This is a genomic window from Ruegeria sp. Ofav3-42, assembly GCF_022347725.1.
GTDB lineage: Bacteria > Pseudomonadota > Alphaproteobacteria > Rhodobacterales > Rhodobacteraceae > Ruegeria.
On sequence record NZ_JAKRGB010000012.1, the window covers coordinates 25,206 to 39,953 of the forward strand.

The window sequence follows — 14,748 nt, forward strand, 5'->3', positions numbered from 1 at the left end:
AAGATTGACATTCTGATCCTTGTTTTAATTGCCTGTGTCGGGATCGCGATCTCGCCCCTACTGGATCGCTTCCCTTGGGAAATGTGCCCTTGAACGAGATCACTCTGAAACTTGTTAGAGGTATGAAGTGGACGCCTTGCTCGCGCATCCACGGCATGGGCTTGCAGGGGTATCACGAACCGTTCACAAGAACTCTGGGTCAGTACCGTTTTGCGTCACGCGGAACATTTCGTCGAAGAACTGATTTGTTGAAAATGTACCAAAATCGATTGCTTCGACTTGCTCATTCGATAGGTGCGGCCACAAAGCGCGGATGTCGTCTACACTGTCACCGACAACTCGAACTGCGTTCGGTGTATAGCGCGAATTGTCGCCGTGTTCTGCCTCCGATGATTTTAATGTCCCAAGTTGCTGTTTAATCAATCCTCTTTCGGAGTGGCGAACAGATCCTTGCGCAAGGTCATTAGTGCGCCGGGGTCGATTTTTCCTTGAATTACAGTGGTCTTGTTGCTGGCGATAGCCTGTGTGAGGGCGGGTCCCAGCTCTCCGGGGCCGTTGACCCAAATCCCATTACCACCGCAACTTTCGGCAAACTGGTCAAAGCGGGGCGAAGTGATTTCCGCCCCCAACAACCGACCGCCGTAAAACTCTTGTTGATAGGCTTTCTCGGCCCCCCACGCCTCATTGTCGAGAACGACGATCACAATTGGCAGATTGTGCGAGATGGCCGTTTGTATTTCGATCATAGTGTACCCGATTGCACCATCACCCATGATCGCTACGACCGGACGGTCAGGGGCGGCCGCCTTGGCCCCGATGGCGGCCGCAAGTCCAAACCCGACCAGACCAAAGTCCAGTGGCGTGATCAACGAAAGCGGTTGGTAGTGCGCCAGCCGATCTGCGGCCTGAAGACAGGTATTTCCGGTATCCAGCGTGACGACGGCGTTTTCAGGCAACGCGTCACGCAATTCAGCAAGGGCGCGTCTTGGGTGCAACGGCAGCGTGGCGATTTTCGCCTCTCGCTCGCGTTCTTCCAGCAGGCTGTCCATATCGGCGCGAAATGTTTTGCGCCAGTTATCTGCGGCGGGCTTCCGGGTTTCACTGACCAAAGCCTGGGCCGTCAGGCGAGCATCACCTTGCGCGGCGATTTCTGCGGGAAAATAACGCCCAACGGCCGAACCTTCGATGTCGACATGAGCTATGCGGGTTTCCTCACCAACGTAATCATTGGAATGGAACGTCGAATTGAAACCCAATCGCGCGCCCAGGACGACCATGACATCGGCTTCTTTGGTCAGCCGTGACGCAACCCGGTTTCCGCGCGGTCCGGCCTGACCGGCAAACCAAGGATGGCCGTGACGCATGACGTCTGCGTGCCCCGTGGATGCCACGACTGGCACTTCGAGTGTTTCGGCCAAGGCCGTCAGCGCGTCCCGTCCGGCGCCCCATTTGAATCCGCCACCGGCAAAGATTACCGGACGTTCGGCACCTTCCAGAAGGTCTGCTATTGCAGCGATATCGGCCGGCGCAGCCGGGCCGGGACGCGCTATGTTAACCGGAACAGGATCAATTGCCGGAATGCTGGAGGCGAAAAGGTCACGGGGCACATGCAGAACAACCGGTCCGCGCCGCCCGGAATTGGCCAGCCGGATCGCATCCTCCAACATGGGGGCCAGCCGCTCCGGATCCGTAACCATAACAGAACGCTTGCAAATCGGGGCGAACAGCGCGACCTGGTCGACCTCCTGAAAGGTGTCTTTGGCCTGATCCGCGCGCGTGATCGCTCCGGCGATCACAACCAGAGGGGAATAGGCCAGTTGAGCTTCGGCTACGCTTGTCACGAGATTCACAACGCCGGGCCCTGCCTGCGCCCCCAGAACGACGCCGGGCTTGCCGGTCATCCGTGCCCAGGCGTCCGCCATATGCCCTGCAGCGCGTTCATCCCGCGCCCCGACATAAGCGATGTCGCCGCCCTGATACATGGCGTCATAAAGTTCGAGCATCGAACCACCCAGCAGGCCGAACACAGTATCAATTCGGTTCGCTTTCAGGACGCGATAAACGGCTTCGCCGCCATTGATAGTGTTCATGTTTTACTCCTCGGATCGGGGCCGCAGGTTCTGCGGATCAAAGATGGCGTCAGGGTGGATTGTAACGGGAATGGCCTGGTTCAGAATCTGCACCGACAGACCCTCATGCGGTGTTCCTTTGCGCACGAACAACCAGCCCAACGATTTGCCGACGGTGTACCCGTAGCCGCCGGATGTGGTCAGACCAACGGGCGTGCCGTTCAGCAATACAGGCTCACCGCCATGCACATCGATATCCTGACTATGAAGCTCAGCATAAAGGAGCTCCCATTGTGGCGTGTGCGCCAAAAGCGCATCACGACCGATGAAATCGCGCCCTTCGCTTCTTACAAAGCGTTCCAGACGCACATCGAACGGCCCGACATCCGTGGTTAGCTCTGCCGATGCGCGGTAGGCTTTTTCCATCCGCATCCCATTGAACGCGTAGCTGCCCAAATCGACGAGCCCAAGCTCTGCGCCCGCTGCGTGGAGCGCATCATAAAGGGTGCCCATTCGGTCAAGCGGCGCGTGCAATTCCCAACCCAATTCACCTACAAATGACACTCGCAACGCATATACCGGGACATCGGCAACGGTGATTTCCTGTCCGGACAGCCAAGGGAAGGCTGCGTTGGACAGGTCTGTATCCGTGAGTTTCTTCAGGATCTTGCGAGAATTCGGGCCGGACAAAGCCAGCATTCCCCAATCGGCCGACCGATTGATCATTTGCACGTCTTCTCCAGCGCGGATATACGATCTGATCCAGTCAAAATCGGCGTTGGCGCGGGCGATGGCGGAACCTGTAAAATAGCGATCATCGGCTATTCGCCATATGGTGATCTCGGTCTCGAACCGGCCTTTGGGCGTTAGCAAGTGGTTGAGGTTCATGCCGCCATCGCGTGACGGGATCCTGTTGGCGGACAGTCGATCCAGTAGTTTTCCTGCATCCTGGCCGGAAATTTCAAACTGCGCAAAGGCGCAAAGGTCGATCACACCTGCACCTTCGCGTGTGGCCCAGGCCTCGGCCATGGCATTCGCGTGCCAGGGTTGGTGACCCCAGCCAATCTGTTCGACCTCACCAACTTTGCCGAAGTAGCGCGGGCGTTCCCAGCCTGCGACCTCACCAAAGACCGCGCCTTTGTCTGCCAGCCGGTCATAAAGGGCGTGTCGACGGATGGGCCTCAGACTATGAAACTGCTTGCCGGGGCAGGGCGTATCATGACGGCGCATGAATTCGTCTTTTGTTCGTTCGACAATGAAATGGTCACTGGCAAAGTCGCCGTATCGACGGGGGTCCATCGAACGAGTGTTGATTTCAGCCTCGCCATGTACCATCCAGTCGGCCAGTACTTTGCCCGCGCCGCCACCCCATGCCAGCCCGATAGACGATCCGCAGGATAGCCAGACATTGGGCACTCCGGACGGCCCGACCAACATCCCACCATCGGGTGTATGCGTGATTGCGCCGCGCACGACGCGCTTGATGCCTAACTCGGAAAGAACCGGCATCTTTTCCAACGCCACCATCAGGAAGTCGCCGATCGAGTCATAATCCGCTTCGAACAGTTCATTCTCTGCAGCCCAAGGCGCGCCTTGGGGCATTTCCCAGACAGTCGGACAAACATGACCCTCGTAGATTCCGATGAGCCCTGATTTTTGCTCCTGCCGGATATAACCACCGAAGGCATTGTCACGCATTACAGGCAACTCCGGCCGACCTTCGAATTCCGGGACGGTGTCGGTGACCAGATAGTGATGCAGACACGAGACCGAAGGGATCTTCAGGCCAAACCATTGCCCAACCTGATTGGCATAGCTACCGGCGGCGATGACCACATGTTCGGCCAGAACATCACCCTTTTCCGTACGAAGAAGCCACATGTTGCCCTTTCGGCTGGCACCTGTGACCTGATTGCGCCGTTCGATCTTTGCGCCGCGCGCGCGTGAGGCTGCGGCCAGCGCCATCGTCACGCCAGACGGGTCGATATGCCCGTCCTCAAATGTCTGAATGGCGGCCTTGACGTCGTCGACCTTGTAGAAAGGATTGCTTTTTGCAACCTCTTCCGGTCCGACCAATTCCATCGGCAGTTCAAGCAGCTTGCCGACGCCCATTATGGATTTCATCCAGTCGACTTCATCGTCGGTCGTGGCAATACGAAACCCGCCTACTTCGTGCCACCCGATACTTTGGCCGGTCTCTTTCTCGACGCGTTTGTAAGTTTCGATCGAGGTTTTGTTGATCCATCCCGCGATGCGGCTGCCCACCGCATGCGCGATCTGCCCCGCTGCGTGCCAGGTCGATCCACTGGTCAGTTCCGCCTTTTCGAACAGGATCGTGTCGGTCCATCCGTTTTCCGCCAGTTGAAACTGCGCCGCGACACCCATGATGCCACCACCAATGATGGCGACCCGGGTGGTTCGAATAGTGTCAGTCACGCAAACGCCTCCTTCGCGGGTTTACGAGATGCTTTTGCCGGAAAGCGCGTGCAGGCGATTTCAACTTCAAAACCCTCGACCACAGTCTTTTCCGAGAGTTGGCCGAGCGGCGCGTCCACCATCGCCAATGCGACCGAACGTTCGAAACGGTAACTCCATGCTGCAGAGGTAATCTGTCCAACCACCCGACCGTCGAAATAGATAGGTTCATCATGAATGGGGATTGCGTCGGCATCATCAAACAGCATCGAGACAATGCGCCGATTGGGCGATTTGTTTTGCAAGGCCGCCTCGCCAACAAAACCCGTGCTAAAGGCGCAGAATGCGTCAAGCCCTGCCTCAATCGGCGTAGTACCCGGAGTCAGCTCATGGCCAAACGCGCGAAAGCCGCTTTCGATACGCAGCGATCCGCTGGCGTAAAGCCCTGCGTGTGTTGCCCCGGCCTCGACCAGTGCTTCATGCGCGGCCATCGCCATCTCGGCGGGAATGTATAACTCGTAGCCTTCCTCGCCGGTAAAGCTCAGCCGCCCGGCCCAGCCGCGGGCAAGGCCAATTTCTACCGGAGCGAAATGGAACCGTTTCAGATTGGGTAACGGCGTGTTCGAGGTGGCTTGCAAAACCCTGTGCGCCTGCGTCCCAGCCAGCCCGACAACGGCATATCCGCTGGTCACATCGGTGAATTCCACGCGGTAATCGCCTTTGGTTTCGCGCATTCGTTTCAGATCACGAACCACCTCACCCGCGCCCACGATCATCAGATAGGAGTCCGGCCCGTGACGTTGCACGGTCACATCGCTTTCGATGCCGCCACGCGGGTTCAGGATCTGACTGTACGCAATACGTCCCGTGGGGATGTCCATCTGCGCCGCACACAGGTGGTTTAGAAAACTGCAGGCATCGGGCCCCTGCACCATGATCTTGCCGAATGCGCTTTGGTCAAGAATGGCGGCCCCGTTGCGGCAGGCGTCAACCTCAAGGCCGACCTGATCGCGCCAGGCCGGAATGCCGAATGTCAAGGGCAGGTGCGCCGCCTGACCGCCGAAATGCACCGCCCGTTCCCATCCGCCGCGCGCCTCGAACCGCGCGTTTGCAGCGACCAGTCCGACATGGATCGGCGAACGCCGTTGTCCGCGTGCCGTATCCATCGACCTGCCCGGAAAAGGGTTGTCGTAATGGCGGCCAAGTACTTCGGGGATGCGTTCTTCCAGTGCCTTTAGAACGTTCATTTCAGGGCTGAAACGGCGAATATCGGCTTCGTTCAACTCCATCGTTGGTTCGCCGGCGATGATCCATTCTGCCATAGCCTTGCCAGCACCCCCCGCCAGCGCAATCCCGGTCGAGTTCATCCCGCCCATCAGGAACAGGCCAGGCACCTCGGGGCTTTCGCCCAGCATGAATTGGCTATCCAGAGTAAAGCTCTCAGGTCCGTTCAACAGCATCCGCACCTCGGCCCGCTCCAGCGCCGGAATGCGGTGCAGGGCGTTTTCCATCATCGGCATGAAATGGTCCCAGTCCTCATCCATCAAATCGAAACTGAAATCGGCGGGCAGCCGGTTAAGCGGCAGGCCCTTGGCGTTGGGTTCAAACGAGCCGACCAGTAACCCTTCGACATCATCGCGGGCGTAGAGATATGCGTCCTGATCGTTCAGGGTCGGCAAATGCGCGCCGGGGCCAAGCGCCTGAATCTCGGGCAATGGTTTGGTCAGGATGTAGAAATGCTCGCACGCGTATAGCGGCATATGTGCCCCTGCCATTGCGGCGACTTCGCGGGACCACAGACCACAGGCGATGACGACCTCGTCTGCGTCGATGATGTGGTCCCCGACTTCGACCCCTGCGATGCGGCCTGCCTTCTTTCTCAGCCCGGTTACGGCCGTGTCTTCAAAGATTTGTACACCGCGTGCCTTTGCGCCCTTGCTGAGCGCCAGCGCCACATCCGATGGGTTCACACGCCCATCTGCGGGCGACCAGACGGCGCCGATTACGTCGTTTGTTCTTATAAGTGGCCATAACTCTTGCGCATGCGCGGCATCGACAACCTCGGCTTCAAGCCCAAATGCCCGGCCTAATGAAACCTGTCGCTTGATGTTGGTCAGCCGGTTCTCGTTTGTGGCCAGTGTCAGTGATCCGGTTTGGGTCCAGCCTGTCGCCTGCCCGGTCTCGCGCTCCAATTCGTCGTACAGGTCGATGGAGTAATTGATCAGCTTGGTCAGCGTTGCTGACGGGCGCAGGCGCCGAACAAGCCCGGCCGCATGCCAGGTTGTCCCGGATGTCAATTTCGAGCGCTCCAGCACCACAATGTCTTTGCGCCCTTCACGGGCCAGATGATAGGCAATCGAACAGCCGATAACGCCGCCGCCGATTACAATCGTGCGGGCCTGAGTGGGCAGAGTCATGTGATTGTGCCTTCCAGGATCATGTCGGACAGGGTTTCGCGGAATGCCTCAAGCGCCTCGTCGATCAGTTCGGTGGTGTGGGCCGCGCTGGTAAGACCCGACGTGTAGGACATCACGTCAACGCCGCGTGCAAGCATCCCATCACGATATGCACGGACCTGCGCAACTGGCAGTCCACGAACCTGTGCGGGCGTCAAACCGTCAAGCGAGCTATTCCCGAAGTGCAGGTGAAAGATCGAGCTGTCGCCATACGCCATGCCCGTGACCCCGGCATCGGCCAGGGCTGCATTCATGCCAGCGCGCATTCGCTCGGCCATTGCGTCGGCACGCGCCTGCACCTCGCCTGTCGCCAATATTGGCATGGCAGCACATGCCGCCGCTGCAACAAGCGGTGAGGCATTGAATGTGCCCTTGTGGCTGACCGCCGGGGCAAACCCACCCTTTGAAGTAGCGTTGTTCATCAGTTCCATGATGTCGGCCCGTCCACAAACCGCACCACCCGGCAGGCCGCCTGTAACAATCTTGGCCAGAGTCGTGAGGTCTGGCGTTATGCCATCGCGCGCCTGACGCCCGCCGGGGGACCAGCGGAAACCGGTGATGATCTCGTCAAAAATCAACACCACGCCTGCAGCGCGGGCTACATCGTGAAGGGCCCGCAGGGTTTCGGTCGCTAAAGGAACACAACCGTAGTTCGCGCCCGAAACCTCGATGATCACGGTTCCGATCTGATCGTCCTGCAGGGCACTTTCCATCGACTGTGGATCGGCGTCACAGATATCGATCAGGTCGTTGACAGCCTCGGGAATTCCCAGACTGGGCGCGGTCTGGCTGCCGGGTTTGGCCCCCTTAAGCGCGTGGTCATGCCAACCATGAAAGTGGCCATCAACGCGCAGAACGCGATCCTTGCCGGACCACGCGCGGCCCAAGCGGATGGCAAGCATCGTTGCTTCGGTACCCGACGAGGTAAAACGGGTTCGCTCGGCCGAAGGGTAAAGGTGGTTTATCCATTCCGCCCATAGGGTTTCGGCCTCATGACAGTCGGCACTGAAGATTGAATGCTGCGCCTGCTTCTGCACTGCTTCCACGATGGCCGGATGGCAATGGCCCAGCATCTGGCTGGCGCTGCCCATTTTGAAGTCGATATAGCGTCGGCCTTCAACGTCCCACTTTTCGGCACCCTTGGCACGGTCGATGAAAATCGGATGGGGATCGCGAAACCGCAATTCGTGACTGACACCGCCGGGCAATGCCGACCGGGCGCGTTCTGACATAGCTTTGCTGGTCATTCACTCCTCCCAATTCGGGAACGGCTGAGACGGATGTCGAAAGCGCCCCGCAGCGCGATATCCGTCTCATCTGCGATATGGTTCGGATAATGGCTGGCCAACAATTCCCGCGTCCGGTCTCGGGCCACGTCGCCGACCGGGCGCGCGCCGTCTTCCTGCCATTCGACCGGTGTGCGCCTGTCGCCGACATGGGGGTAGAAATAGTCAGACTTCATCCGATCAAACGTGTGGATTTCACCCAGATAGTGCCCCGGTCCGCGACACACGTTGGCAATGACATCCGCTGCGATGTTCTCGGGCGTGGCTTCGACCCCGCGAATTGTGCGCAGAATGTTCCCGATCAGGTCGTTGTCGCTGACGTAACCTTCGAGCGATACGCCCAGAAGGCTTGCATGAATACCTGCTGCCTGAGTTACGATATTCGATCCCGCATGCGCCGCCATCGCAATGGCAAGGGTCTTTTCCGCCCCATATTGCGTATCCAGCGTCTTGGCATCCGTGATCCCAGCGATTGAGGACGTGGGAAGGCCGAAATGCCGCCCCATCTGGGCCGCAGCCGCCATCAGGATCGCCTGTTCACCGCCTCCCCCGGACATTGACCCGGTGCGCAGATCAGCCACCAGCGGTTTGGGCGCGAAAATGGCTTTTGCTTCGGGGTCGACAAGCCGGGCAAAGACCAGCCCGGCCAGTGTTTCTGCCACAGCCTGCACCAATGATCCGGCGATTGTGGCGGGGCTGGTGGCCCCGGCCTGACCGGCGCTGATCAGTTGCACGGGGAACCCCGCCTTGATGGCCGCTTCCAAGACCTCGCAAGCGTCTTCGGCGAACCGCATAGGTGGGACAACGTGGCAGACCATGACGGTCAGGAACGGGCGGGCGCGGAATGCGGCCTCTCCACCGGCAATAGTGTAGCAAAGCTCAGCTATCGCCTGAACGTTCTGGGGTTCGGTGATCGACATGGACACATGTTTGGATGTGCCGATCAGACTGGCATAGGCGGTGTTGATATCCATCGTTGCGTTGTCTTCGATGTCACGCGCAACAACGGGACGGCTGAAATGGTGGATGTTCTCCATCGCATCCACCAACCGTGCGGCATCATAGAGATCGGCCAAAGTCGAAGGGCGGTACAGTCCCGTATCTATGTCAAAAATGCCGGGGGCCGCCCCGCCGGTCGACATATGCACGCTTGCACCTGTGATGAGCAGGTCGTGTTCAGGGTTTTGACCGCACAAGAAGAAATCCCGCTGCGCCCCGGCTATTGCGCTTTGCACCAGGGTTCGTGGGAACAGCAGCCTGCCGTCGTCAGAAAGAGTGCCACCTGCTGCAGTGACGGCTCGAACCATCGAAGGGATGGCCTGGCTTAGCCCAAGCGTCTCCAGCAGTGACAAGGCGGTTTCTTCCACCAAAGTCACTTCGGACGGGCTCAGCGGTTTCAGGCATCCCCCAGCCACCCCCGGCCAGACCGGAGGATTGGTGTCGACGATCGTTTCCTGGGCCAGGCGATCTTTTCTACCGCGCCGTCGGTTCGATTTTGGCATCTATTCATGAGCTCAGATTTTCTTTGCCCTAGAATGAACCCAATTTGCATTGCTTTACAAAAGCCAATTTTTCATCAATAGATGAGGAAAATTTATCTATGAGGTTGACTTGACCCCGTCCCTTCCAGCCTTGCGGGCATTCAACTCGGCAGCCCAATACCAGAGTTTTCGCGCCGCGGCTGAGGCGTTGTCGGTCACGCCAACGGCCGTCAGCCATCACATCCGCGGCTTGGAAGATCAGATGGCTGTCAAACTGTTCGAACGCGTGGGGCGCGATGTCGTTCTGACCGAAGATGGAAAACGTCTGGCCGAGGCGACGGCACAGGCCTTTGGAATATTGGACGACGCCGTGCGTACGTTGCGCCGAAGTACACGCAAAGCGGTGCGCCTTGCCGCTGGCCCGATTTTTACGGCGCGATGGCTCATGCCCAAGATCAGCGATTTCTGGGAAACCCATCCAGATACTGAACTTGAGGTGGTGCCATTTTACCAGCCCGGGTTGCTGGATCGCGAGAATGTCGACGTTGTGATCCGCTGGGAACGGATGGCCGAAATGCCCGAAAATGCCGTCAAATTGATCGAGCTCAGCCCGGTGGCGATTGCATCGGAACGGTTTACCGCAAGGTATGGGCGCGTCACATCGCCCGAGGACTTGTTGCAGGTTCCTTTGTTGCATCAGCGGAACCACTGGGGATGGCTGGACTGGTTTTCAGCGATGAATGTGCAAGTGGCAGGTCCTTTGCGCGGACCCGTGTTCGAGGATGCCAATGCGTTGTTGCGTGGCGCTGCGGAGGGGCAGGGTGCGATTGTTGGCTGGCTTCCCCTGATTGATCAGGATCTGAAAGAAGGCCGGGTCGCACGTCTGTTCGACGAAGAGATTACCCCTACCCACGGCTATTACATAGAAGCTTGGAAGGGCAGCCAAAAGCGCCGGGAAGCGCGTTATGCAATTGAATGGCTGGCATCTCAAAACAGACCGACACAGTCCACAGAAAGGGAATCCGGTACAAAACGCGGTTCGCGCATGTAGAAGAAGGGCGGCATTTTCTGCGCAACCCGGCCAGTTGTTCTTCAACGGGGTCCTTTTGCTTAAAAAAAGTGTGCGTCCTTCGCTAGAGGCTGCCGAAAGCCCGATCCAAGCCGTCATGGACCTGATTGACATCGTCCATCGAAAGACACATCGGTGGGACCAGACGCAGGCAGGATTGATATGCCCCGGATTTCGACAGTATGATCCCGCTTTCGCGCGTCGCCTCAAACACAGCGGCGGTGGTTGCTGGGTCAGGTTCCTTGGTCTTGCGATCCTTGACCATTTCGATGGCCAGCATCAGACCCCGCCCGCGAACGTCGCCGATGACTTGGTACTTGTCCTTCAGCGCGTGCAGACGTTCCAGCAGGGCAGCCCCCACGTCGCGGGCGTTTTCGCGCACATTGTCTTCTTTGATGACCTGCAGTACCGCACGGCCAGCCGCGCACGAGGTCGGGTTGGCCCCGTAGGTGTGGAACATGAACTTTTCCGACATTGGCGCGGCAATGTGTTTTCGGGCTACGACCGCGCCCAGCGGGAAACCGTTGCCGATACCCTTGGCCATGACCACAATATCCGGGATGACACCGTCGGCCTCAAAGCCCCACATATGGTCGCCGGTCCGACCAAAGCCCGCCTGAACCTCATCCGCAATCAGCAAGCCGCCTTTTGCGCGCACGCGTTCCGCCGCGCCGGTCATGTATCCTTTGGGCATTTCAACGACACCGCCATAGCCCTGAACGCTTTCGATGAAGATACCCGCAACCTTTCCGGATGTTGCCGTGTGAATAGTGCGCTCGATCTCATCGAGATACGGTTGTGCGCCGGCGTTTTCACCAAAGATACCGCGATATTGATGCGGCTCGGGCACAAATGCTACGTTCCCGGGCATTCCGGGATGCCGCCAACCGGAAATGCCCGTGATCGACTGCGCTGCGGCAGTGGGTCCGTGATAGGCTGAGCGCAGCGCCAGCAGATCAAGGTTTCCGGTGTAGCTGCGTGCCATGGTCATGGCCAGATCCACGGCTTCGGAGCCAGAGTTGGTAAAATGCACAACCCATTCGATATCGCCAGTGGGGTTGGGCATGGTGGCGGCCAGTTCCTCGGCGAAATGCGCAGGGACGGGGTGATAGAACATGGTGGTGCAGTGGGTCAGTTCCTGCGCCTGTTCCATTGCGGCGGCAACCACCTTGGGGTGGCTGTGACCGACCGAGATGCACACGTTCATACCCAGAAGGTCGGTGTATTTGCGTCCCTCGACATCCCAGAGGTACTGCATCGACCCCTTCTTGAAGACCATGGGGTCCTTGAAGGGAATGAACTTGCGTTGTGAGGCGGCATAATAGTTGTCGCGACGCGCAGCGGTTTCATTCAGGGTCCAGTCGGTTTGCATATTCACGTGTCATCTCCTTCGATTTCCCGGCTGCGCCGGGCGACGAAATCATCAAGTTCTTCACGGATTCCGGCATCCATAGCCGGGGCTTCGTATTCATCAATCAGTTTCCGTACCCGGGCACTGGCGCGTTCGTGCTGCCACAGGCCGCCTTCGGCATGCCATTGTTCATAGGTACCATTGTCGGACATCTCGCCCATCCAGAAGGCGGATTCGAAGTTGTCCTGGGTGTGCTGTGCGCCCAGGAAATGACCACCCGGCTCAACCTCAAAAAACGCGTCCATCGCCTGTGCCGCTTCTGAAAAATCGACGCCGCCGACAAAGCGCTGCATGGCCGAGCAGCGGTCAGCATCCATCACGATCTTTTCATATCCGGTGGTCAGCAACCCTTCGAGGCAACCGGTGGCGTGGATGATGAAGTTGACGCCAGCCATGGCTGCGCCCATTAGCTGTGCCTGGCTTTCATAGCCTGCCTGCGCATCCGGGACCTTTGACGCGGTCAATCCGCCGACGGAATGGAAGGGCAGCCCCAGCCGATCCGCCAGCGTTTTGGCGCACATCTGAAATTGGGTGCCTTCGGGCGTGCCGAAGGTGGGCGCGCCGGTCCTGAGGCTGATCGGTGAAAAGAACGTGCCGAATGCGGCCGGTACGCCCGGTCGAATAAGCTGGATCAGAGCGACCGAGGCCATCACTTCGGCCAGAACCTGTGACAGGGTTGCGGCGACCGAGACAGGTGACATTGCTCCACCCAAAACAAAGGGTGATACCACAGTACACTGCCCGGCCTGCGCGTATTCCTTGAGAGCCCACAGCATGGTTTCGTCCATCACCAGCGGCGCGTTGGTGTTGACCACCGAATACAGAACGCAGTTTTTATCGACAAACTCGCGCCCCATTGCGATACGGCACATCTCGATCGTGTCGCGTGCACGCTCCGGTGCGGTGACGGCACCCATAAGTGGCTTATCGTTCATTGTCAGATGCGTATGTGCCATGTGCAGGTGTCGAACCGGAACGGGGACATCCACAGGTTCAACGACAACACCTCCGGAATGATTGATCGCCCCTAGCTGATGATGCAGCTTGGTGATATTGCGGAAGTCCTCGATTGTGGCGTAGCGGCGCCCGTTTTCCATGTCATGCACGAAAGGGGGTCCGAAGCTGGGCGCGTAAACCTGCGCGTCACCACCAATCTGAACCGATCGCGCGGGATTGCGCGCATGCTGAGTAAACACCGACGGGGCCGTGCGGATCCTGTCGCGGCACCAGCCCGGATCAAAGCGCACCCGTTCGCCCTCGACCCGCGCACCATTCGCCTTGAAGAGTTCCAGCGTTTCCGGGTCGCCACGAAATTCCATGCCGATCTCATCCAGAATGCGATCGGCGTTCCGTTCGATAATCGCAACCGCCTCATCATCGATCAGGCTGACCTTACCAATCTTTCGGATTGTGAAGGGTGCGGCCAGCGCCCCTTTGGCGGCACGTGCGGCCATACGCTCTTGCCTGCCGGAGCGTCGGGTCGTGTTTCGCGCCATGTCGGACTCCGTGCCATTTGTTCTGGAGACACTCATGACAAGGAAAGGGCTGCGGGGATAGCAAAACCCAGCAGTATTAGATGTAATAATGATGCGGATTAGGGCGGGTAAATAACGTGTTCCGATATCTCGGGCAGAAGCTTTTCGAAACTCTGCCGCATGGTTTCCCGACATTGCAGGGCGATGCGTTCCGGGATGTCGTCCAATTCACCCGCACGGTGAATCATGAGTATGGATCGTTTGAACCCTGCAATTGGAAGTGGTTCCACTCGCAGGTTCATACCCTCGGCCACAGCGTCGATCAGCAGGCTGGGCGTTAGTATGGCAAAACACTTACCCGTAATTACGCCGGCGACAACCATGGATGCCCGGTCGGCCTCCATCGAGCGCGGAAGGTCCAGGCGGCAACGCTGTAAATGCTGGTCTGTCCGCCTGCCGACCGGTGCGTCGGAACTGAACCGAACAAACGACAGGTCGCTTGCAACCGACATGATGTCATCGGCAGGGCCGCCGTAATTACCTGGAAGTACAAGAAAAAAAGGTTCCTCTAAGATCGGGATGCACTCAAAGTCGGTCAGATCGAACTGAGGGTCCGAAGTTATCGCGATATCGATTGTGCGGGCATTGAATGCTTGCTGATGGTCAGTCGCAAGTCCTGCTGACAAGTTGAGCTCCGGAATGCCCAGATCGCCGCGAACCATGTCCAGCAACCCGGGGGTCAGGGTTGTTGCAATCGAGGCCAGAAGCGCGACGCGCAGAATAGGCAACGAGCTGGATTGGACATAGCGCAGCTCTGACCTGAGGTCTTCGACCTCATTAAGAATGCGAAAGGCTCGTCGGCGGAGGATTTCACCGGAATGTGTAAGTTCCAACGGGCGGCGCGTTCTGTCGAACAGGGAAACGTTAAGAGCCCACTCCAGTTTTTTAATTTGCTGAGAAACAGCGGATTGCGTCATCCCCAATGCAGACGCGGCAGCCGTTACATGGCGGCTGTCGGACACCGCCATAAACACCTCTAGTGCGCGCAACAAGCTGACGTCTGTCTCCGATTGCCGCTTCTTCATT

General features: G+C 58.4%; 10 protein-coding genes. 1 reads left to right on the forward strand and 9 read right to left on the reverse strand.

Features of this window, described 5'->3' with window-relative positions; genetic code table 11:
• Positions 1-183 precede the first annotated feature (183 nt).
• Genes MHN28_RS17100 through MHN28_RS17125 form a run of 6 tightly spaced genes read right to left on the reverse strand, consistent with a single transcriptional unit; the run spans position 184 to position 9,728 of the window.
• Positions 184-423 carry a hypothetical protein gene (locus MHN28_RS17100; protein ID WP_239343788.1) on the reverse strand — a complete coding sequence of 80 codons (240 nt, stop codon included), beginning with the start codon at positions 421-423 and terminating at the stop codon, positions 184-186.
• Complete coding sequence (locus MHN28_RS17105) at positions 420-2,090, reverse strand: thiamine pyrophosphate-binding protein (protein ID WP_239343789.1); 1,671 nt, start codon at positions 2,088-2,090, stop codon at positions 420-422. Before MHN28_RS17105 ends, MHN28_RS17100 begins: the two co-directional genes overlap by 4 nt.
• Before the next feature lie 3 nt (positions 2,091-2,093).
• Positions 2,094-4,505 carry an FAD-dependent oxidoreductase gene (locus tag MHN28_RS25075; RefSeq protein WP_239343790.1) on the reverse strand — a complete coding sequence of 804 codons (2,412 nt, stop codon included), beginning with the start codon at positions 4,503-4,505 and terminating at the stop codon, positions 2,094-2,096.
• Positions 4,502-6,901: an FAD-dependent oxidoreductase gene (locus tag MHN28_RS17115; protein ID WP_239343791.1), complete on the reverse strand. Its 2,400-nt coding sequence runs from the start codon at positions 6,899-6,901 to the stop codon at positions 4,502-4,504. The genes MHN28_RS25075 and MHN28_RS17115 overlap by 4 nt, the downstream gene beginning before the upstream one ends.
• Positions 6,898-8,187 carry an aspartate aminotransferase family protein gene (locus MHN28_RS17120; RefSeq protein WP_239343792.1) on the reverse strand — a complete coding sequence of 430 codons (1,290 nt, stop codon included), beginning with the start codon at positions 8,185-8,187 and terminating at the stop codon, positions 6,898-6,900. The genes MHN28_RS17115 and MHN28_RS17120 overlap by 4 nt, the downstream gene beginning before the upstream one ends.
• Positions 8,184-9,728 (reverse strand): trimethylamine methyltransferase family protein, encoded by a 1,545-nt coding sequence (locus MHN28_RS17125; RefSeq protein ID WP_239343793.1) that lies wholly within the window; start codon positions 9,726-9,728, stop codon positions 8,184-8,186. Before MHN28_RS17125 ends, MHN28_RS17120 begins: the two co-directional genes overlap by 4 nt.
• A 109-nt stretch (positions 9,729-9,837) precedes the next feature.
• Between MHN28_RS17125 and MHN28_RS17130 the strand changes: the two genes are divergently transcribed.
• On the forward strand, positions 9,838-10,758 hold the full coding sequence (locus MHN28_RS17130) for a LysR substrate-binding domain-containing protein (protein ID WP_239343794.1): 921 nt from the start codon (positions 9,838-9,840) through the stop codon (positions 10,756-10,758).
• A gap of 82 nt (positions 10,759-10,840) precedes the next feature.
• On the opposite strand, the gene MHN28_RS17135 is transcribed toward MHN28_RS17130, so the two are convergent.
• The 3 genes from MHN28_RS17135 to MHN28_RS17145 form a co-directional block, all read right to left on the reverse strand.
• Positions 10,841-12,148 carry an aspartate aminotransferase family protein gene (locus MHN28_RS17135; protein ID WP_239343902.1) on the reverse strand — a complete coding sequence of 436 codons (1,308 nt, stop codon included), beginning with the start codon at positions 12,146-12,148 and terminating at the stop codon, positions 10,841-10,843.
• Between the two features lie 2 nt (positions 12,149-12,150).
• Entirely contained in the window at positions 12,151-13,683 is a 1,533-nt protein-coding gene (locus tag MHN28_RS17140; RefSeq protein ID WP_239343795.1) for a trimethylamine methyltransferase family protein, read from the reverse strand.
• A 98-nt stretch (positions 13,684-13,781) separates the two neighbouring features.
• On the reverse strand, positions 13,782-14,747 hold the full coding sequence (locus tag MHN28_RS17145) for a LysR family transcriptional regulator (RefSeq protein ID WP_239343796.1): 966 nt from the start codon (positions 14,745-14,747) through the stop codon (positions 13,782-13,784).
• Between the last annotated feature and the right edge of the window lies 1 nt (position 14,748).

Coding starts and splice junctions, on each gene's coding strand:
- MHN28_RS17105 (WP_239343789.1), bottom strand. CDS start 2,090: ATGAACACTATCAATGGCGGCGAAGCCGTTTATCGCGTCCTGAAAGCG.
- MHN28_RS17115 (WP_239343791.1), bottom strand. CDS start 6,901: ATGACTCTGCCCACTCAGGCCCGCACGATTGTAATCGGCGGCGGCGTT.
- MHN28_RS17120 (WP_239343792.1), bottom strand. CDS start 8,187: ATGACCAGCAAAGCTATGTCAGAACGCGCCCGGTCGGCATTGCCCGGC.
- MHN28_RS17125 (WP_239343793.1), bottom strand. CDS start 9,728: ATGCCAAAATCGAACCGACGGCGCGGTAGAAAAGATCGCCTGGCCCAG.
- MHN28_RS17135 (WP_239343902.1), bottom strand. CDS start 12,148: ATGCAAACCGACTGGACCCTGAATGAAACCGCTGCGCGTCGCGACAAC.
- MHN28_RS17140 (WP_239343795.1), bottom strand. CDS start 13,683: ATGGCGCGAAACACGACCCGACGCTCCGGCAGGCAAGAGCGTATGGCC.
- MHN28_RS17145 (WP_239343796.1), bottom strand. CDS start 14,747: ATGAAGAAGCGGCAATCGGAGACAGACGTCAGCTTGTTGCGCGCACTA.